We start from the raw sequence: 21,915 nt of genomic DNA, 5'->3' as shown, positions 1-21,915 counted from the left end.
AACTTTTTCTGGCTTCTCCTTGCTTATGAGAGGCTTTAAACCTTAATTATTCGGAATATCAAATACCCTTGCTTTGGAGAATAAGGTTCTACCATCAATATTGGCGAAAATTCCTAGTTTGTAGAGGGTTTGGAGACCAAACCCCTACGGTCTTGAATTATACTGATACTACCGGATTTGATATAACAGGGTATAGGGAGAAAAACATTTTCCTGTTTGAGATTCATCATTAGTCTATATCCTAAGCAACTTGTTTGTTGCTATAGATTAATTTACTTCTTAGCTTTGATTTTTTTACCTTAATTGGAACAATCATTCTAAAGAATAGGAGAAAATTCCATGGAATTAACCAAAAACTTACAAGAACTCCAAGCTAAAATACAAGCCCAACTACCAGAAAATGCCAAGGCAAAAATGAATAAAGCGGTAGTTGATTTAGCTAACTCCGATATTGTTGATAATAGTTTAAAAGTAGGGGAAAAAGTTCCTAACTTTAGTTTGCCAAATGCAGTAGGTAAAAAAGTAGAATTAAATTCATTACTTGTAGAAAGTCCTGTAGTAATTTCCTTTTATCGTGGCGGATGGTGCCCTTACTGCAATATGGAATTAAGAGGTTTACAAAAGTATTTGCCACAAATCGCAGAATTAGGAGCAAAATTAATAGCAATTTCTCCAGAAACACCAGACAACTCTCTTTCCACAACAGAGAAAAACGAATTAACTTTTGAAGTCTTAAGCGATGGGGGAAATCAAGTTGCTAAAGAATTTGGTTTAGTATTTGAACTGCCCGAAGAATTACGCCCAATATATCAAAGTTTTGGTATTGACTTACCAGCTTATAACGGTGATAAAAGTTTTGAATTACCAATTCCTGCCACTTATGTAGTTGCCTCAGATGGTACAATTATCCATGCTTTTGTTAACCCAGATTATACACAACGTCTCGACCCAGAAGAGATTATTAATGTGCTAAAAAAAGTTAAATAGCAGAAGGAAGAAGGAAGAAGGAAGAAGGAAGAGGGGATAAATATTGAAAAAAGGGAAAAACGATAGATATAAATATCTAATATCATGTCCGGATAATTAGTTATAAAAAACTTTCTCCTTTTTCTCCTGTTGTTCTTGTTTCTTCCCTCTTTCCTCCTGAGTTCTGACTCCTGAGTTCTGACTCCTCCGTAGTTATTTATTTATCACTGTTTAAAAGGAAGAAGGAAGAAGGAAGAAGGAAGAAGGAAGAGGGGATAAATATTGAAAAAAAGGGAAAAACGATAGATATAAATATCTAATATCATGTCCGGATAATTAGTTATAAAAAACTTTCTCCTTTTTCTCCTGTTGTTCTTGTTTCTTCCCTCTTTCCTCTTGAGTTCTGACTCCTGAGTTCTGACTCCTCCGTAGTTATTTATTTATCACTGTTTAAAAGGAAGAAGGAAGAAGGAAGAAGGAAGAAGGAAGAGGGGATAAATATTGAAAAAAAGGGAAAAACGATAGATATAAATATCTAATATCATGTCCGGATAATTAGTTATAAAAAAACTTTCTCCTTTTTCTCCTGTTGTTCTTGTTTCTTCCCTCTTTCCTCCTGAGTTCTGACTCCTGAGTTCTGACTCCTCCGTAGTTATTTATTATCACTGTTTAAAAGGAAGAAGGAAGAAGGAAGAAGGAAGAAGGAAGAGGGGGTAAATATTGAAAAAAAGGGAAAAACGATAGATATAAATATCTAATATCATGTCCGGATAATTAGTTATAAAAAAACTTTCTCCTTTTTCTCCTGTTGTTCTTGTTTCTTCCCTCTTTCCTCCTGAGTTCTGACTCCTGAGTTCTGACTCCTCCGTAGTTATTTATTATCACTGTTTAACCGGACATGATATAATACCAATTTGATAAATGTTTGCTACAAATAGCTAGGGTATTTCGTAAGAATTTCCTACGGAATGCTCCGCAAACAGAATTGCCGACGGAATGCTCCGCAAACAGGAGTCAGAATTAGAGGTACAGTTTTAAGATTAATCTTTTTTTCCCTACTCCCCCGCTCCCCCGCTCCCCTACTCCCTACTCCCCTACTCCCTACTCCCTACTCCCCTACTCCCTACTCCCTACTCCCTACTCCCTAAAGTCCCAAAATTAGCTATCAATAAATACGAACAGGGAACAAGATAGAGAGCAACGAGTGTTGAACCACCTACACCACCAGCGATCGCTATCGCCAAAGGTGGCCAAAAGTTACCACCTTGTACCAATAAAGGAACAAACCCGATCATTGTAGTTAAGGTTGTGGCAACTACATGACGAGTGGAAGCCATAACGACTTGACGCATAGCTCGACGGTTGCCTGTAGATGCTTTGGGGTCTTCCAGGATAGCAGCTAAAACTACTACTGAATCATTAATGGCAACTCCCACTAAACCAAATGTTCCGATCAGACTCATAAAACCGAAGGGATAACCAAATAACCATAAACTGAAAAATCCTAAACCAATAGCACAAATAGCGACTCCACCAATAATGGCAGTTGCTCGGAAAGAATTTAAGGATAAAACTAAAATTGAAGTTGCTAACAACAACACTAGAGGTACCGTAGCAAACAAATTTGCTTCAGTTTCACCTTGTTTTTCTGACTCTCCAGCAACTTCCAACCAATACCCGGATGGTAACTCAAAGTTTGAATCATTCAACTTTTGTTGCCACTCGTGCAAAACTTGAGAAGGTAAAACCCCGGCAGCAACAAAACCTTGAATCAAGTTTACCCGTCTGCCATTTCGTCTTTTAATCAGAGAAAATTCTGGCTTTAATTCTACTTTTGCTAAAGCTGACAGGGGTATTGTATCTGTTGCACTAAATCGGTTTTGATTGAGACTGGAACCAGTTGGTTGTAAGTCTAGAGATGTAATTTGACTAATGTCTCCCCGTTGAGCATTCGATACTCGCACCCGCACTGGTAATTCTTCAGTATCTTCAATAATTGAACCTCCTAACTTTCCCTCTAGCAAGCTCTCCAACTGTTGTGAAACAGTAGCACGATCTAATCCTGCTAAACGAACTTCTTCCTCATTCACTTGTAGTTGTAGTTGGGGTCGAATTTCGCTCAAAGTGTCGCGGGTGTGAGTTACGTTAGGAACTTGAACTAAGATACTTCTTGCTTGTTGTCCTAATTCTTGTAGACGATTTAAGTTAGGACCATAAATTCTCATTTCTACTGGTGCATCAAAGGGAGGTCCTTGTTCTAATTGTCGAATCAAAACTTGAGCGTCAGGAAATTTAGCATCAACTTCTGCTTGGAGTGCATTAACAAATTCTGGTTTAGCAATTAAATTTAACTGTAAAATTCCTTGAGCATAATTTGGGTCTTGTCTACCTGATGCTAAGTTGTAGAAATACCGAGGGGAACTACGTCCTAAAAACCACTGTATTTCTTCAATATCTGGATTTTTTAACATTAGGTTTCTGACTTTTATAGCCGTATTTTTTGTTTTTTCAATCGAGCTTAAAGCAGGTAATTCTAATTCTATTTGCAGTTGATTTCTTTCTGCTGGAGGAAAGAATTGTCGGGGGAGAGTTCTGACTTGAATGAAACCAGTTATCGGTAAAATTAAACTTAATAATATTCCTAACCATGGACTGCGAAATACACTTCGTAGACTGACTTTGTAAAGTTTAGTTAAATAGGAATTTGCAAACCCAGTTTGCCACCATTTTCGTTGAATATAATGCGAATAATAATGATAGATATGATATAGTTTGCCTGCTACACCAGAACCTATGGTTAGAGAAAATATTAAAGAAGAAATAACAGCTAAAATTACACTAATGCCAATACCACCAGCAAATTCTCCACCAGGACCAGACATTAAAACAATTGGTAAAAACGCTAGAGCTGTAGTTAAAGTTGATGCTGTTAATGGCAGGAATAAATGATTAACTGCATCATTAATAGCAGTTTCAGCGCTCAATCCAGAAACCATATTTTTAGTAATTTTATCAACAACAATAATTGCTGTATCAATCAATAATCCTAAAGCTACAATTAATCCAATTATTGAGGTTTGATTTACAGAAACATTCAGAAGCTTCATCATCCCTAAAACCATACAGCTTGATAAGGGTAATGCTAAACTCACAACAGTTGCAGATTTCCAACCCATTAAAAATAATGTAATTCCAAATACCAGCATTCCAGTCACTAACAGGTTTAACATCAGACTGTTGAAACGAGCTTGAATATAATTATTTTGATTAAAAATTATCTCAAGTTTCAGACCATGACTAAGCTCTTGCCGGAATTTTTCTATCACTACTTCTGCCGATTTTGCCCAGAGGTCTATTTGATAATCTGATTTGACAAATACAGCTAAAGCAGAAGCAGGATGACCATTAATTAATGCTAGTTCATTTGCTGGTTCAGCAATTGTTTTCCTCACTTTAGCAATGTCTCCAAGTAGAGTAAATTGCCCTTGGTTACTAAAGCTAATTGGAATATTTCTAATCCGCTCTAGGGAATCTAAATCTGAATCAACTTCTAGAAGTAAATCATTATTTTGACTGCGAAACTGACCGGAAGAAACTTTAGCATCACTTTGTTGAATTTGTGCTGATAATTGTTGAGCGGTGAGACCAAGACTAGCTAATTGAGCGGCATCAATTTCTACTACTATTTCTTCTTGAGGATTACCAATTTCAGCGATTTTTTCTGTTCCTGGCAATGCTAATAATTTATCTTTTAATGATTCAGATAAACGGGTAAGAATCGCATAATTGGGATTTGTATCTTGTTCCCAAGTTAAAGCAGTAATCATGGTATAAGCTCTAGCTTCAAGTTCTTCTAATCGTGGCTGACTTGTACTAGCAGGTAATTGGGGAGTAACTTGATTTAATTGCTCTCTAATTTTTAGCCAAACTGTGTCCACCTTTGCTTTATGAACTGAATCTAATAATTCAATACTAATAGTTGAACTTCCTACTTTAGAAGTTGAATTTGTAGTTTTAATTTCTTCAATTTCAGATAGTTCTTCTTCTATTTTTTCTGTGATTAATGTTTCTATCTGTTCTGCATCAGTTCCCGGCCAAAAAGTTGTGATGACTGCAAAGCGGGAAGTTAATTCTGGATCTTCAAGTCGTGGTAGTGTCAAAAAAGATGATATTCCCCAGACCACAATAATTAGTATGGTTAGTATTAATAATCGCAAGTTCCGATAAAATAAGGTAGCCATTTCAGTTATCAGTTAAGAGTTAACAGTTATCAGTTTTTCTGCTCGCCCGTACAGGAGTCAGGAGGAAAGAAAGAAGAAGAAAGAATAGTAGAAGAAGAAAGTTTTTTGTTTGTACTCTTATCCGGACAAGAAATAATATTATCAAAATCATCAGGGTCTAAAACCCCGCCTTTTAAGGCGTAATATTTTTGGAGCGTTGCTCTAATCCACGTTACAAAAATAACTTCTGACTCACAGGAGTGCGCGTTCCGCAAGCGAGCTGGCGTCGTCGCGGGGTCGCACCGCTTCTGACTTCTGACTTCTGACTTCGTTAAGTCCGCTGGTATCGTTTGTGTAAATTCAAAGGTGAATATCTATAGGAAATTTAAGTTTTTTTTCTTGCTCTTAAGTATTCCTCCCTGTTCCCTGTTCCCTACCTTTGCTATACAATACCGATGCTACCGGACATGATATAATACCAATTTGATAAATGTTTGCTACATTTTTGCATTGCGGGGGAGTAGGGGAGTGAGGGAGTAGGGGAGAGGTAAAAATAAGAATAATTAACAATGACTAGCTAATAATTATCAAAAAAATATTCAGTCTTTGTTAATTACTTAATAATTGAAGTGTCACTTAAATATAGCATTCTTTTTTCAAATTGGTATAATACCTCAAATCACCAACGCCGAAAAATGTAGGACTTGGGACACCAAACCCTACAATTGTATCGGTTAACAGAGGAAGAAATTAGGATAATTGAAGATAGTGTTCAATAATGATCTATAATTAAAGTATTTGTTTTTATTGAGAATCTTACTAATGAAATCAACAACGATTTATTTGCCAGAAGAAACTAAAGCTAATCTACAAAAATTAGCTACTCAAACAAGAAAATCTATTCCTGAAATTATCCAAGAATTAATCACCGATTATCTTACTAAAAAAACTCAAAAATTACCTAAATCAGTTGGAATGGGGTCAAGTGGCAGATCGGACTTATCTTCTAAAGCGGAAGAATTATTATGGACAGAAGAGTAATAGCAGATACCAGTGGAATTATTGCTTTTTTAGATAGGGACGATCGCTACCATTCCTAAGGGTTGATATTGTCACTAATTATCAAATTTATATCCCTTTCAAGAATTTAGAATTTAGAATTTAGAATTTAGAATTACCTCTCCTTGAAAAGAAGAGAATTGACGAACAGGAAAATTTTTATTTATTATCCCCTTAAAAGGGGAGGCTTTAAACCACAATATTTCGGTAACTGTTTTGCCAGAAGTTGATTGTTTAGCTACTAAATATTTAGGAGAAAAAGTCGCTAGAAGTTTTATAGAAGATTTAGGAGATGAATATTTTAATTATCTTACTCTTGAGTTAGAAGATATTAATAAAATTACAAAACTTATGGAAAAGTATAAAGATTTACCTCTCGGATTTGTTGATGCTAGTTTAGTTATTTTAGCAGAACATCATCAAATAAAAATAATTTTAACTCTAGATAGAAGACATTTTAATTTAATTCAATCGGAACAAGTTAAATACCTAGAAATATTGCCATAATTTTACCGAAAATTTTGGTTTAAAGCCTCCCATTTTAAGGGGATAATAAAGAAAAATTTTCATGATTAGTCAATCCTCTTCTTTTCAAGGAGAGGTAATTATTCATTATTCATTATTCATTATTCATTATTCATTATTCATTGTTGAAGGATACTTAATTAATTAGAGGTTTAAAAATGGAAAATATAGAATATTCAGGATATTGGTGGTTGCCCTTAAAGGAAGATGAAAAAATAGCTGGAAAGCCAGAGAAAAAAATACATGGTACTCTGACATTTACAAATGATGAGGGAATTAAACTGCGACTAAAGGGTTCATTTACTGGAGAATTGGAACATTTGATTCCAATTATTTTAGGATTTGCAGATAGAAAGATTATTACTTTGTGTCGTAGTCTGAATTGTTTTTCCACAATAAGTTCATCAGGTTTTTCAAGTCAAGAATATATCTCAGACCTTGCTTTGATTGGCAGACATTTTACTAGCAACCCAGACAAAATATTCTTTCATAAAGCTAAGGTACAGTATAGTTATTTATCTGACTGGGCTGACTTACCTCGTATTAGAGAAGAACCTAAATTACCATATCAGGATAAAGAAGAAGAATTAAGATTTATATATACTTGTCCTGAAACGATTGAAGGAACTACAAAAGATGGAAAATTTTCTCTTGATTATAGTTACTCCAACAAGTCTTTTGTAAATATTGACTTTAAGCAATTTGCATCATTCATCATTCAACCAAAGAATGAAAAACTTTCACTTAAAGATTTTCACTCTAAATTCATACATCCTCTCAATAACTTTCTAACTTTTGCAACTGATAGAGCAAACTCCATTACTAAATTAGAAGTTTATTCCTATGACGGTGATGTAAATGTAGATATAGAAAATACTCATTACAAGAAAGAACAATTTCCTATAGAAGCTATTTATAATACCTACTATCCTGACAGAAAAGAACAAGGCAGATTACTTTATAAACATGAAATGCTCTTCTCTATATCTGACATTGATAACCTTCCCTCGACTCTGGAAAGATGGTTTGATTCTTGGGAAAAATTAGCTAGTATTTTTAATTTATTCTTCAGTATCAGATACAAACCAGATATGTACTTAGAAAATAAATTTGTAAATCTTGTTCAAGCTGCGGAATCTTATCATCGTCGAAAATACAATCGTCGAACAGACAAAACAAATTTGCCAGATGATGAGTGTGAAAAGAAGCGTCTAGCAGTTCTAGATTGTCTAGATAATCTCACTAATGAGGAGTATAAAAAATGGGCAAAAGACAAATTTGAGAATGATGGCTTAACACTAAAACAAAGGTTAATAGATTTAACTAAATTAATACCATACGTAACCAATCAATTAATTGGTGTTGATAATTTTGGGTATGATTTGTATTTTTTAGCAGTTGCTAAACTCTTGAATAAGGAATATTTCAGACTGCTCAATTTTTATTTTCATACCTTGATTCAGCAAATTAATGAGATTCAGCAAATTAATGATAAGAATAAAAAATTTTTTGTGCTAAAATTACAGCAACGAGAAACGATTTTGTTCACGATAATGAAAATAAAAATAAAAAATCAGCTAAATTAGAAGGATTACCTGAGTTAATAGAATTACTTTCTTTCATTTTGCAAGCTTGCTTTTTGATGGAACTAGGTTTTGATTCAAAGGAATGTTACCAGTTACTTAACAGAAATCTTCGATATCAATATACAGTCGAGAGAGTAAGAAAAAAGAAGTATTTTGATTGTCCTAAAGAAAACTTATGAAAAATGCCTTGATATAAATTATGACTTCTTATTTCGTGTTGACAGATGAGTTATACCAGTTTGATAAATCTTTGCTACAAATATTTAGGTTACTGCTTAGGAGTCAACCCACCCTAACCCCTCCCAACCCACCCTAACCCCGACCGTGGAGGGGAGGGGGAGACAAGAGTCAGGAGACAGAATAAATAAGTTTTACACCATTTTTTATATAGTAATTTATCTTTTTCATCCAATAGATATTTCCTATAAATTATTTTAATACTCCTTATTATTTGTAACATTCTTTTTTCAAATTGGTATTATATAGAATCCAAACGAACAAATATTACTCAATAAATGGCGTATTTTGCCATTAGAAAAACACCAATATGTATTAGATGTCGGTTGAGTTGAGGAAGCGGAAACCCAAGCTACATCTAATTAGGGTTTGCTGAAAAAGTCTTTTTTAAGGAGTAGGGGAGCGGGGAGTAGGGGAGTAGGGGAGAATTTTTTTGCCCAACTATGCGCTAAAAGTGCTAACTTTTTGAACATGAAGAGCTGAAAACCATGTATTTTTTCAATGCCTAAAAAGGCTAAAACCTTTATATGGTAATTATTTGAGATTTAATCAGCAAACCCTAATTATCAATTATCAATTATTTCTTCTCCCAAAATTCGCCAGAAGTAAATACGAACAAGGAACAAGATAAAGAGCTACCAACGTTGAACCACCAACACCACCAGCGATCGCTACAGCTAGAGGAGGCCAAAAACTACCGCCTCCTAACAATAAGGGAACAAACCCAATCATTGTAGTTAAGGTTGTAGCAATTACGTGACGAGTTGAACGTAGGACTACTTTTCGGGTAGCTCGACGGTTGCCTTGAGATGCTTCCGGGTCTTCCTGGATGGCAGCCATAACTACAACTGAGTCGTTAATGGCAATTCCCACTAAACCAAATGTGCCGATCAAACTCATAAACCCAAAGGGATAGCCAAATAGCCATAAACTAAAAAATCCTAATCCTACGGCACAAATAGCAACTAAACCAATTATGGAAGCTGCTCGGAATGAATTTAAGGATAACACCAAAATTGAGGCTGATAACACTAATATAACTGGCAGAGTTGAGAAAAGATTTCCTTGAGCATTCCCTTGTTGTTCTGCCTCTCCAGCAGCCTCAGACCAATACCCAGATGGTATTTCAAAACCTGAATCATTTAATTTTTGCTGCCATTTTGTCAGAACTTCTGAAGGTAAAACACCAGCAGCGATAAAACCTTGAACAGAGTTTACTCGTCTGCCGTTACGTCTTCTAATAACTGAAAATTGTGGTTCTAATTCTACTTCTGCTAAAGCTGATAGAGGTATTGTGTCAGTTGCATTCAGGCGATTTTGATTGAGACTGGAACCAGTCGGTTGTAAATCTAAGGATTTAATTTGGCTAAAGTCTCCTCTTTGAGAATTTGACACTCGCACCCGCACTGGTAATTCTTCAACACCTTCGAGAACAGAACCTCCCAAATTTCCCTCTAGTAAAGTATCTAACTGTTCCGAAACAGTAGCGCGATCGAGTCCTGCTAAACGAATCTCTTCTTCATCCACTAGAAGTTTTAGTTGAGGTCGAACGTCGTTTAAGGTGCTGCGGGTATGAGTTACTTTCGGAGTTTGAGCTAATAGCGCTCTTGCTTGTTCTCCTATTTGTTGTAGCTCCTCTAAGTTGGGACCATAAATTCGCAGTTCTACTGGTGCATCAAAAGGAGGTCCCTGTTCCAATAGCCGCACCAAAATTTGAGCTTCAGGAAATGCGCGATCGACTTCTGCTTGAATTTTGTTTACTAATTCTGGTTTAGCGATCGTATTTAGCTGCAAAAATCCTTGAGCATAATTGAGATATCGTTCTTTACCTACTTTTAAGTTATAGTAATACTTGGGTGCACTACGGGCTAAAAACCATTGTAATTCATCAATTTCTGGGTATTGTAAAATTAATTCTCGGACTTGTAGAGCAGTATTTCTTGTTTTTTCAATTGAGGTGAGAGCAGGTAATTCTAATTCAATTTGTACTTGGTCTCTATCTACTTGCGGAAAGAATTGTTGGGGCAGAGTTCCTAGCTGAACTATACCAGTTATTGGTAAAATTAAACCTAATAATATTCCTAACAAAGGAGAACTATATACACTGCGTAAACTTAGTTGATAAATTTGAGTTAAATAAGAATTTGAAAATCCAGTTTTCCACCATTGCTGTTTAGTTTTTGGCCAGGAATTACGACCGGGATTGTGGTATAACTTTGCAGTTATTGCCGAACTGATTGTAATTGATATTAATAGTGAAGAAAGCACAGCTAAAATCACACTAATACCGATACTACCAACAAATTCTCCTGAAGGACCAGGCATAATTGCAATGGGTAAAAATGCCAGAGCTGTAGTTAAAGTTGATGCCATTAAAGGCATAAATAAATGATGAATTGCTTTAGTAATTGCTACTTCCGATTTTAAACCTGAAGCTACACCTTGACTAACTTCATCAACAACAATAATTGCTGTATCAATTAATAGCCCTAAAGCTACAATTATTCCAGTTATTGACATTTGATGTAGAGGTATATCTAACAATCCCATCGAACCTAGAACTATACAAGTTGATAAAGGTAGGGCTAAACCAACAACAATTGCAGATTTCCAACCCATTAAAAAGACTGTAATTGCAAATACCAGAAATCCACTAATAAACAAATTGAAAATCAGACTGTCTAGACGGTTTTCAATATAATTACTTTGATTAAAAATAATCTCTAGTTTGAGACCTTCACCTAGTTGTTTGCGGAATTTATCAATTTCTGCTTCTGCTGTTTTTGCCCAAAGGTCTATTTGATAATCTGATTCTACAAATACCCCTAACGCAGCAGCAGGACGACCATTAATTAAAGTTAATTCTCTAGGCGGTTTAATAATAGTTTTCTTCACTTCAGCAATGTCGCCCAGTAGAGCAAATTGTCCTTGTTCACTAAAGTTAATTGGAATACTCCGAATCCTTTCTAAAGAATCTAAATCTGATTCTATTTCTAATAGTAAATCATTATTTTGACTGCGTAGTAAACCTGCTGAAACCTTAGCATCGCTCTGTTGAATTTGTATTGATAATTGTTGAGGTGTTAGCCCAATACTAGCCAACTGAGCCTGGTCAATTTCTACTACAATTTCTTCATCTTGCTTGCCAAAAATATCAACCTTTTCTGTTCCCGATAATCCCAACAATTCATCTTTCAATAACTCAGATAAACGATTGACAATTGCATAATTAGGTTCGCTATCTTGTTCCCAAATTAAAGCTGCAATCAAAGCATAAGCCTTAATTTCAACCTCTTCTAGTCGTGGCGGACTTGCACCGACAGGTAATTCAGGAGCAGCTCTATTTAATCGCTCTCTAATTCTTAACCAAATTGCATCAGCATCAGCCTCTTCAACAGAATCTAACAATTCAATATTGATAATTGAACTACCCGCCCTAGAGTCTGATTCGTAGCTTTTAATTTCCTCAATTTCAGATAATTCTTCCTCTATTTTTTCTGTAACTAAAGCTTCAACTCGTTCAGCATCAGCTCCAGGCAAAAAAGTTGTTACGACCGCCACGCGAGAAACTAATTCAGGGTCTTCAAGTCGTGGCAACGTGAAAAAAGCTGAAATTCCCCAGGTGAGAATTACCAATATTGCCAGAATTAATAAGCGAAAATTGCGATAAAATAAAGTAGTCATTTTTCAGTTATCAGTTATCAGTATCTAGTAGGTTGGGTTAAGCGACAGCGCAACCCAACAATTACAATTAACAATTAATAATTAATAATTAATAATTAAATAATTCTGGTTTAAAGCCTCCCCTTTTAAGGGGAAAAAAAAATAATATTTCCTTATTCTCAATCCTCTCGGTTTTAACCAGAGGTAATTATCCATTATCCATTATCCATTATCCATTATCCATTATCCATTATCCATTATCAATTAATGAAACATCTTTGTTGTTTGTTGGGTTTCCTTACGTCAACCCAACCTACAAAGTAGTCGTCAGAGAATGACAACCCTATATTTTTTGGTAGTCCTGTGCTTACCACACCTCCCACCCTCCCCACACTCTCTATCTAATTACACCAATGCCACCGAATTTGATATCATTCCCACTCCCCCTGTAATATAAATGCTCCCCAATAATACGGACTTATCCCACCCTCCCACATCTGCAATTGCGCTGCCCGCAACGCCTCCACAGGCGATAACCCCTGGTCCAACATCCCCTGATAAAACTGCGACATCAAATCTGCCGTTGCAACATCATCCACAACCCACAACGAACCTACCACCCGTTTTGCTCCTGCATACATAAATCCCCTTGTCAACCCTACCAAACCTTCTCCTTTAATATCCTTTCCCTTAGCTGTTTGACACGCACTCAATACTACTAATTCTGCTGGCAAGTTCAGATTGAAAATATCATTCAGTCGCAAGAAACCGTTTTGCCAGTTACCATTTTTATCCACTAACGACATGATAACCCCTGATAATTCTGGTTGCTTACCGTTAGCAAAACCATGAGTGGCAAAATGTACAATCTGATATTTGCCTAATTCCTGACTGGTTGCTTTTTCTCGGTTAGCTTGGAAATCAAAAGCTTGAGTGCGTTCTGACTCTGGTATTAAAGCCATAATTGCTTTTGCTTCAGTGCGAGTAGCAGGAAGTCTATCCCACTTAATACCAACATCTCTAGCTGCCCTGTCTAATTGTTTTGCCTCTAGTGGAAAAACTCGACTGCGGTTTTCTGACGTAGATGCTGTAGTAGTTTTACCACTGATAACTGATAACTGATCACTGTTCACTGAAATGAGTCTACTATCTTCCGGGCTAAATACTGGATCAGCAATAATAGCTACTTTTTTCGGGGCAAGTTTTCGAGATGTTGTACCATTGCGGATATTTGCAATAGTAGTAGCTGAAGGGAGATTTACTATTTCGTAGTTAACTATTAAAGGTTGATAGCCATCACTTTCTCCATCGGTATTTGGTATTGATAAGGCAGAAAAAGGAATTTCTTGTAAGAAGCGATCAGCAACTATTAATAAACGTTTTTTGTTTAATTTATCGGCAACTGGTTCGATCAGAATTTCTGTCAGAGCATCAGCAGCACTATCAACTTTTGTCATATCGTTGCGTTCTCGTGGACTTGTTATTCTCAGCATCAACTCTATAGCAGCATTTTTAATTTCTGCTTCGGGAGGAAGTTGATAACTATGGATGCTGTCTTTGGTGACTGCCCACAAATAACTGCTTTCTTCACCTAGTGCATATTGTAGGAGTAAGGTATCGTCATCTAATACCTGTTGTTGAACTTCCTTGAGAGTTAGGGGTTGAGGTTGGGTTAAGGCTGCATAATTTGGGCTGGTAGTACGAATTGTGTCGCGGAGTTTGTCGTATTCATCTATGAGTTTGTCTCTTATTTGTTCGATGCTGGCTTTTTGTTCGGGGGTGTATTCTCCACTGAGGAGTTTGATGCGTTGGGTTTCGATGGCATTGAGTTGTTGTTGGAGTTTTCTTTCTTCTGTGGCGAGTTGGGGATCTATTCCTTGACGGATATTGACACTAGCTTCATTGAGGAGTTCGAGGAGGGTACGGGCCCGACTGCGTTCGCTGGCATGGAAGGCTTTGGAGTCATAGCCTTGGTTGGGGTTTTGTTGGTGCAGTTGCATGAGTAAGTTGATGTAGAATTGGTATCTAGTCTGGACGGTGGCAAAGTAAGAGACGCGGAGTTCAGCACTATCAACTTTGGTACGGAGGTCTTCGATTATTTCTAGGGATTTTTCTATGAAAGTTAGGCTTTCGGTTAGTTTACCTTGGCTACGTTTGAGCCAAGCGATATTAGAAAGAGTGGTAGCTTCCCCACCTTTATCCCCTACTTGCTTATATAGGGGTAAAGCTTGATTATAGAAATTGAGTGCCTTTTGTTTTTCTCCTAAGTCATCGTAAACACTACCAATGTTATTGAGAGTGGTAGCTTCCCCACCTTTATCCCCTACTTGCTTATATAGGGGTAAAACTTGATTATAGTAATTAAGTGCTGTTTGTTTTTCTCCTAACTCATCGTAGACAATACCAATATTATTGAGAGTGGTAGCTTCCCCACCTTTATCGCCTACTTGCAGTCTGAGAGGTAAAGCTTGATTATAGTAATTAAGTGCTGTTTGTTTTTCTCCTAACTCATCGTAGACAGTACCAATATTATTGAGAGTTATTGCTTCCCTACGCTGATCGCCTACTTTCTGAAGTATAGGTAAAGCTTGTTGGTAGTAATTAAGTGCTGTTTGTTTTTCTCCTAACTCATTATAGACAAAGCCAATATTATTGAGAGTCGTTGCTTCCCCACCTTTATCTCCTACTTGCTGAGATAGAGGTAAAGCTTGATTGTAGTAATTGAGTGCCTTTTGTTTTTCTCCTAAGCTGTTGTAGACACTGCCAATATTATTGAGAGTCGTTGCTTCCCTACCTTTATCTCCTACTTGCTGATATAGAGGTAAAGCTTGCTGGTAGAAATTAAGCGCTGTTTGTTTTTCTCCTAAGCTATGGTAGGCACTGCCAATATTATTGAGAGTTATTGCTTCCCCACCTTTATCTCCTACTTGCTGAAATAGAGGTAAAGCTTGTTGGTAGTAATTAAGTGCCTTTTGTTTTTCTCCTAACTCATTATAGACAAGGCCAATATTATTGAAAGTTCTTGCTTCCCCACCTTTATCCCCTACTTGCAGTCTGAGAGGTAAAGCTTGATTATAGTAATTGAGTGCTTTTTGATTTTCTCCTAACTCATTATAGACAACGCCAATATTATTGAGAGTCGTTGCTTCCCTACGCCGATCGCCTACTTCCTGAGATAGAGGTAAAGCTTGTTGGTAGTAATTAAGTGCTGTTTGTTTTTCTCCTAACTCATTATAGATAAAGCCAATATTATTGAGAGTCGTTGCTTCCCCACCTTTATCTCCTACTTGCTGATATAGAGGTAAAGCTTGATTGTAGTAATTGAGTGCCTTTTGTTTTTCTCCTAAGCTGTTGTAGACACTGCCAATATTATTGAGAGTCGTTGCTTCCCTACCTTTATCTCCTACTTGCTGATATAGAGGTAAAGCTTGATTGTAGTAATTGAGTGCTGTTTGTTTTTCTCCTAAGCTATCGTAGACACTACCAATATTATTAAGAACAACTGCTTCTTCACGGCGATCGCCTACTTGCTGATATAGAGGTAAAGCTTGATTGTAGTAATTGAGTGCCTTTTGTTTTTCTCCTAAGAGATCGTAGACACTGCCAATACCAGTAAGTATAACTGCTTCCCCTCTTAAGTTGCCCGTTTTTCTAAATAGTAATAGTGCCTTTTCCCATTTAGCGATCGCTCCCCTCCTAGATTCTGCTGTTCCTTCCTCATACAGTTTCATTCCTTCATCAAAGACTTTTTTGGCTTCAGCATCAGGGTTAGTTTGAGCAGCAACTTCTCCCTTATTCAAAATACTTGGCAACATTAATACAGGAAAACCGACATTAAATAACATCAGACTATTAACACTCAGAATAGACAACCATCGCATCAGAGAAACCATAGATATTACCCCTTTCTAAGCAACTAAAAAATTTCATATTAATATACTTCTTGTTTGAAGAAAGATATGCAGATGAGTATCCAGTAGGTTGGGTTAAGCGGCAGCGCAACCCAACAATTACAACTCTTTGTGTTGGTGCATTATAATGCTTGTGAATTATCCAGCAATATTTGTTACCAGAACAGTGGGAGCATCTTGCTCCCATACTAGGTATTCTTTTTTGCTGTATACCATTACGCGAGCAGGACTATCCAACTTTTTGTTGGGTTTCCTTTTGTCAACCCAACCTACAAAGTGACCAAAACTTCATCTGACTTCTGACTTCTAACTTCTGACTTCTCTTTGTTGGGTTTCCCTATGTCAACCCAACCTACAAAGTTGCCTAAATTTCATCTAACTTCTGACTTCTGACTTCTGACTTCTGACTTCACTAACTGCCCTGGTGTTAATTGGTTTGTTCCATTAGTCACAATCAAATCTCCCGGTTGCAATACCCCCCCGCACCAGACTCCGGTCTCCCTCGGTATGCAACACTTCCACCATTCGTTTTTCAGTCTGATAAGTTCCCGCAGGTAAATCCAAATCTGACTGCGAAGGGGGTACAAGAGCATAACTTGCCAACAACCCCCCGCTCTCCCCAAACTAAAGCAGAAGTAGGCAACCAATATCCTTCCATCTCATAAGTCTGATTTAATCCCAGACGAACAACAGTACCAGGAGCAATAATTTGAGGTAGTGCCAAAATCACACTTTGAGTCCGAGTCATAGAATCTACTTCCGGTAATATCGACAGCACTCTTGCATTATAAATTCTCTCTCCCACCCTAACCTCCTGCTGACTACCAACTCTCAGACTGGAAGTATTCGCAGGCGGCACCCCAACCCTAACCTTCCTTTCACCACCCTCAACCAAACGCACAACACCCTGACCAGCATTAACCACAACTCCTTCATCTAAATGTCGGACTGAAACAGTACCAGAAAAAGGTGCAAATAGAGTACTCTTTCTCAGAACAACGTCAATTTCAGAAATTTGTGCCTCAATACGTCTAATTTCTGCTTGTTGAGCCTCTATTTGTTCGCTGCGAGTTCCAGCAATAAGTTCATCTAACTGACTTTGCACCTGACCTACCCTAGCTCGTTGAGCCTCTATTTGTTCCCTGCGAGTTCCAGCAATAAGTTCGTCTAACTGACTTTGCACCTGACCTACCCTAGCTCGTTGAGCCTCTATTTGTTCCCTGCGAGTTCCAGCAATAAGTTCGTCTAACTGACTTTGCACCTGACCTACCCGCGCTTGTTGAGCTTCTATCTGTTCCCTACGAGTACCTGTTTCCAGTTTCTCTAGTTCGCTCTTTGCTTGTTCCAGTCTTGCTTGTAAAGTATCTGCTTGAGTTGAAGCTTCGTCAAACTGTTCTTGAGAAATTGCTCCTTCGTTATAAAGTTCTTCACGTCGTTTTTCCTGAAGGCGAGCGAGATTTAATTGTTCTTCTAAGTCCAAAACTCCCGAACGAGCAACTTCAATATCTTCACTACGCGGTCCAGTTTGCAACTCCTGCAATTTTGCTTGTTCTTGGAGTAGGGATGCGCGAGTCGCTGCAATTACTTCTGGTCTCGGTCCGGTTTGCAACTCCTGTAATTTTGCTTGTTCTTGGAGTAGGGATGCACGAGTCGCTGCAATTACTTCTGGTCTCGGTCCGGTTTGCAACTCCCGTAATTTTGCTTGTTCTTGGGCCAGGGATGCACGGGTCGCTGCAATTACTTCTGGCCTTGCTCCATTTTCTAGTTCTCTGAGAGTGGCGATCGCTCTATCTTTCTGTGCTATTAATACTGCTTTTTGAGCTTTTGTTTGGCTAGTGTCCAGTTGAGCGATCGCTGTTCCTTTAGTTACTTCTTCTCCTTCTTCTATATATATAGATGTGAGTAAACCAGATTGTTCAAAACCTAATTCACTGGTTCTTTTGGCTTCTACAATTCCTGTGTAACTCTGGGAAACGGAATAGGAGTTTACTAATTTAATGGGGATAGCTTGAACCGATAGAATATTGGGAAGAGTAGTTTCTAAGTTTGGTTTGGCAGAAATATTCCGTTCCTGAATAAATTTTAGACCGCCAAAAGCTATTCCTAAAGTAAGTAACACGAGGCCAACGCGAAGAAATTTTCTATCCTTGACTTTAGGTTTGAAGTTAGTGACTTCTGACTGAATTGGTAAAGTTTCCATCTTCTCAGTTAAGATTTCCACTTTGCCATTAGTTTCATGGGGTTTAGAGTCTAGCAAATTATTCTCTTTCATTGCTTTAAAATTTAGCTTTAAGTAGATATTAGAGTTGTTGGGAAATAAAAAATTAAAATGCTCAAAAGCTTACTCTATAAGGTTTTCAGGATTTTAGGATTGAAAATCACTATAAGCTTTGATTAATAAGGGTTTCAGCCATGTTTTTAGCTTAATTCCCAACAACTCTATTATAAAATTTTTGTTAAATAGCTATCAGCTTTTAGCATTTCCGTACAGGAATGCTCCACAAACAGCTAGCCTCTTGCAGAGGAACTGCGAACTTCAGCTTTTAGCAACTGTGGGTTTAAATCCCCGGTTTCTTTAACGAAGTCAGAAGTCCCCAAGTCAGAAGTCAGAAGTTATTTTTGTACGGGTGGTTTCCATCTGTCTTGCTCCTAATTACGCGTTTACGTTATGCAAAGCATCTGAACACCAAAAGTATTCCGGAACAGAAATCACCCCTACTGACTTCTGACTTGGTGATGCGCGTTAAAGCTCTGGCTTAAATCCCCAGCAACCCTAAGCGCTGGATGGTTGAGTCGGGGTGAAAATTCCCTTTCAGTCCGGAATGCTCCGCTCTCCCAGGGTGTCAAAAAAAATGATTCTACTGACTGCTGAGTGCTCCTTTAAGTTAGATTCAAATGGACATTTAAAACAATCGTTTGATTTATTTTCATTAAAACATACGTTTGAAATAATTGCAACGATAGCTAATTAGGTTTTGGCCTGAAGGCAAGTGGTTCATTAATTGATAATGGATAATTACCTCGGGTTTTAACCGTTACGGAATTGAATATGAGGCTTTAAACCTAGATTCGATTAATTATCAATTATCCATTGGTAGGGTTGTTTTTTGATCAGAGGAATGTGACAAATGGAATATTAATAGATAGCCTGTGTGATTAGTTTTGACTACAGTTAATAATGTAGGACTACATTGGGAGACAATCTATGGATGCTGAAGAATTACTCAAACGTTATGCTGACGGAGAAAGGGATTTTAGTGGGATTAAACTAACACGCAGCAAGCTAAGAGGTGCTAATTTGAAAGGTATTAACCTCAGTCATGCAACATTAACAGAAGTTAAGCTTCAAGGAGCTAGTGCGACCTGAACTGGTCGGTTGAACTGAGAAAATAAGTCTCTCTGGGATTTCTACCCCAGACCCTCATAGAGTAATCCGTCCCTGGACGGTACGTCACACCTGAGTAGGTAACGAAAACGATGGAATGCAGACGCTAAAAGTAGCCAAAACTGATAGGAGTTAATTGGCGAGGCGCAAGAGGGAGAAGAAGAAGGATGAACACAGTCTAAGTTACTGATTAAACTGCGTCATTGGAGAACAGGCTAAATTACTCCTGAAAAGCCTAAACCAAAACGGTAAGGAAGGGCGGTTCTTAAGTTTAGCTTTCTTAAGAACGTAGAAACACAGTCCCCCCGCAGAAAAGGTAGCCATCCTAACTACTTCGTAAACTTCAACCAACACAACAGGGTAAGCCCTACAGAGTCCAGAAAAGAGGTCGAAACTTTCTGGTAAGCGGTCGAGTAATCAACGCCGAATCCTCTGGAGGGTAAAGGATGAGTGAAAAAGCGAAAGCCCATCGGTAATAGATGGGATAGAGGTACTCTTCGAGAAGCCTTCGGCTACAAAATTTGCCTCTAACCGAAAGGAACAGCAGACTTCACTTGGGTCACATACGAAAAGGAAACCTTACGAAAGGAATGAACTCAATGAGAAGTTGGATACATCACAATGATGTAAATGGACAAAGAGAACAGCTAATCGACTGGAACCAGATTAACTGGAAGAAAGCCAAAAAGCTGATTAATTCCCTAAGAAAGCGGATATTTCGTGCCAGAAAGCTCGGTCAGTGGAAGCAGTTAAGACGGCTGCAAAAGCTGATGAACAAATCCTATGCCAACCTATTGCTTGCTATTAGGCAAATCACTCAAACCAACAGGGGTAAATCAACCCCAGGTATTGACCAACAAATCGTCAATACTCCCTCTACTAGAGTTGAATTTGTCCAAAAATGGCAACAAGAAACAGCCTTTCCTACCAAGAGAGTCTATATTCCCAAAGCCAACGGTAAACAACGTCCTTTAGGTATCCCAACCATCAAGGACAGAGTACACCAAGCAATAGTTAAAAACTCCTTAGAACCCGAATGGGAAGCCATGTTTGAGCCCAACTCTTATGGGTTTAGACCAGGTAGAAGTTGTCAAGATGCTATCGCCCAATGCTTCCTTAACCTCAAACAAGGTAGAGATACCTGGGTTCTAGACGCTGACATTAAAGGATTCTTTGACAATATTAGCCATCAATCAGTCATGGAACTGATAGACTCCCATCCTTCCCGAAACCAGATTAAACAATGGCTAGAGGCAGGATACATGGAAAAAGGACAACATCACCCAACCTTTACCGGAACACCCCAAGGTGGGGTAATTAGTCCACTGCTTGCCAACATTGGATTACATGGACTAGAGGAAGTCGTCAAATCCATAAAACTCCCAAGAGATAAGTGGAACAACCGACCAAAACTAGGCATAATCCGATACGCTGACGATTTTATCGTCACAGCTAAAGACAAGGAAACCCTAGAGTCAACCAAATACCTGATTAAAGAATGGCTACAAGAAAGAGGACTTGAATTAAGCGAGGAGAAAACACGAATCGTCCACATAGAGAAAGGGTTTAATTTTCTAGGATTCAACCTCCGTCAATACGACGGAAAGTTACTCATCAAACCTCAAAAAGAAAAGGTTCTCCAATTCTGTAAAGAAATCGGAAAAACCATCAAGGGTTGTGCCACATGGACACAAGAGAATCTAATCGCTAAATTAAATCCAATCCTCAGAGGTTTTGCTAACTACTATAAAGGAGTGGTAAGCAAAGAAACATTTAATTACATTAATTACCGAGTGTGGAAATACCTCTGGAAATGGGCGAAACGACGGCATCCGATGAAGTCAAAAACATGGATCAAAAACAAATACTTCCCCAAATATAAAGGGCAAGAATGGAAATTTATGTGTACGAAACTCGATCTTAAAAGGCAAGAAAAAGAGGTCATCCTTTACGACATTGCCAAAACCCCTATCGTCAGACACATAAAAGTCAAAGGGAGTCATTCCCCCTATGACCCGGAATTACATGAATACTGGGAAAACCGCAGAATTAAAGAGGGTAAAGTCGTCTGGGCAAAAGGTTCTAAATATGAATAAATAGCCAAGAGACAATTATATAAATGCCCCAACTGTGGTGATTTCCTATTCAACGGGGAAGAACTAGAAATCCATCATATTGTACCTGTCAAACAAGGTGGTTCAGACGACATGGACAACCTTGAGCATCTTCATAAAGGGTGTCATAAGCAGGTACATGGACAACGAGTAAATAAGGCTTGAAGTGTGGCTTGAGCCGTGTGATTGGAGACAGTCACGGACGGTTCTTAGGGGGGTGAGGACTGGTAACAGTCTAATCCTACCCGA

The 21,915-nt window shown here is 37.8% G+C and carries 12 protein-coding genes; 8 read left to right on the top strand and 4 right to left on the bottom strand.

The features are described 5' to 3' along the window. The first annotated feature begins 339 nt into the window (after window positions 1–339). Window positions 340–987 carry a peroxiredoxin-like family protein gene (locus tag SAGCYANO_RS29030; protein ID WP_202223247.1) on the top strand — a complete coding sequence of 216 codons (648 nt, stop codon included), beginning with the start codon at window positions 340–342 and terminating at the stop codon, window positions 985–987. A 1,109-nt stretch (window positions 988–2,096) separates the two neighbouring features. Here SAGCYANO_RS29030 and SAGCYANO_RS29025 read toward each other — a convergent pair. Beyond that, on the bottom strand, window positions 2,097–5,207 hold the full coding sequence (locus tag SAGCYANO_RS29025; protein ID WP_202223246.1) for an efflux RND transporter permease subunit: 3,111 nt from the start codon (window positions 5,205–5,207) through the stop codon (window positions 2,097–2,099). A gap of 801 nt (window positions 5,208–6,008) precedes the next feature. Here SAGCYANO_RS29025 and SAGCYANO_RS29020 point away from each other — a divergent pair. The 4 genes from SAGCYANO_RS29020 to SAGCYANO_RS50765 all read left to right on the top strand — a co-directional run bounded on the left by SAGCYANO_RS29020 (window position 6,009) and on the right by SAGCYANO_RS50765 (window position 8,535). Next, window positions 6,009–6,227, top strand: a complete 219-nt coding sequence (locus SAGCYANO_RS29020; RefSeq protein ID WP_202223245.1) for a CopG family transcriptional regulator — start codon at window positions 6,009–6,011, stop codon at window positions 6,225–6,227. 234 nt (window positions 6,228–6,461) lie between these two features. Next, a complete protein-coding gene (locus tag SAGCYANO_RS29015; protein ID WP_202223244.1) occupies window positions 6,462–6,752 on the top strand; it encodes a PIN domain-containing protein in 291 nt (96 codons plus the stop codon). 176 nt (window positions 6,753–6,928) lie between these two features. Then, a complete protein-coding gene (locus SAGCYANO_RS29010) occupies window positions 6,929–8,356 on the top strand; it encodes a HEPN domain-containing protein (RefSeq protein WP_202223243.1) in 1,428 nt (475 codons plus the stop codon). Beyond that, window positions 8,275–8,535 (top strand): HEPN domain-containing protein, encoded by a 261-nt coding sequence (locus SAGCYANO_RS50765; protein WP_375340015.1) that lies wholly within the window; start codon window positions 8,275–8,277, stop codon window positions 8,533–8,535. Before SAGCYANO_RS29010 ends, SAGCYANO_RS50765 begins: the two co-directional genes overlap by 82 nt. A 631-nt stretch (window positions 8,536–9,166) precedes the next feature. Here SAGCYANO_RS50765 and SAGCYANO_RS29005 read toward each other — a convergent pair. From SAGCYANO_RS29005 to SAGCYANO_RS28995, 3 genes are all read right to left on the bottom strand, one after another. Continuing rightward, window positions 9,167–12,277 (bottom strand): efflux RND transporter permease subunit, encoded by a 3,111-nt coding sequence (locus SAGCYANO_RS29005; RefSeq protein ID WP_202223242.1) that lies wholly within the window; start codon window positions 12,275–12,277, stop codon window positions 9,167–9,169. 410 nt (window positions 12,278–12,687) lie between these two features. Further along, a complete protein-coding gene (locus tag SAGCYANO_RS29000; RefSeq protein WP_237396819.1) occupies window positions 12,688–16,149 on the bottom strand; it encodes a CHAT domain-containing tetratricopeptide repeat protein in 3,462 nt (1,153 codons plus the stop codon). Window positions 16,150–16,699: 550 nt separating this feature from the next. Next, window positions 16,700–18,439: an HlyD family secretion protein gene (locus SAGCYANO_RS28995; protein ID WP_202223241.1), complete on the bottom strand. Its 1,740-nt coding sequence runs from the start codon at window positions 18,437–18,439 to the stop codon at window positions 16,700–16,702. A 933-nt stretch (window positions 18,440–19,372) separates the two neighbouring features. Between SAGCYANO_RS28995 and SAGCYANO_RS28990 the strand changes: the two genes are divergently transcribed. The 3 genes from SAGCYANO_RS28990 to SAGCYANO_RS48180 all read left to right on the top strand — a co-directional run bounded on the left by SAGCYANO_RS28990 (window position 19,373) and on the right by SAGCYANO_RS48180 (window position 21,831). Next, window positions 19,373–19,534, top strand: coding sequence for a pentapeptide repeat-containing protein (locus SAGCYANO_RS28990; protein WP_202223240.1), 162 nt, complete (start codon window positions 19,373–19,375; stop codon window positions 19,532–19,534). A 608-nt stretch (window positions 19,535–20,142) separates the two neighbouring features. Next, a complete protein-coding gene (gene ltrA / locus SAGCYANO_RS28985; protein WP_237396818.1) occupies window positions 20,143–21,648 on the top strand; it encodes a group II intron reverse transcriptase/maturase in 1,506 nt (501 codons plus the stop codon). After that, window positions 21,649–21,831: an HNH endonuclease gene (locus SAGCYANO_RS48180; protein WP_255502751.1), complete on the top strand. Its 183-nt coding sequence runs from the start codon at window positions 21,649–21,651 to the stop codon at window positions 21,829–21,831. It abuts the gene before it with no gap. Window positions 21,832–21,915 lie beyond the last annotated feature (84 nt).

The sequence above is a fragment of the Okeania sp. KiyG1 genome (assembly GCF_014132355.1).
GTDB lineage: Bacteria > Cyanobacteriota > Cyanobacteriia > Cyanobacteriales > Microcoleaceae > Okeania.
Note: the sequence above shows the minus strand (reverse complement) of the source record. Positions and strands in the feature narration are given on the sequence as shown.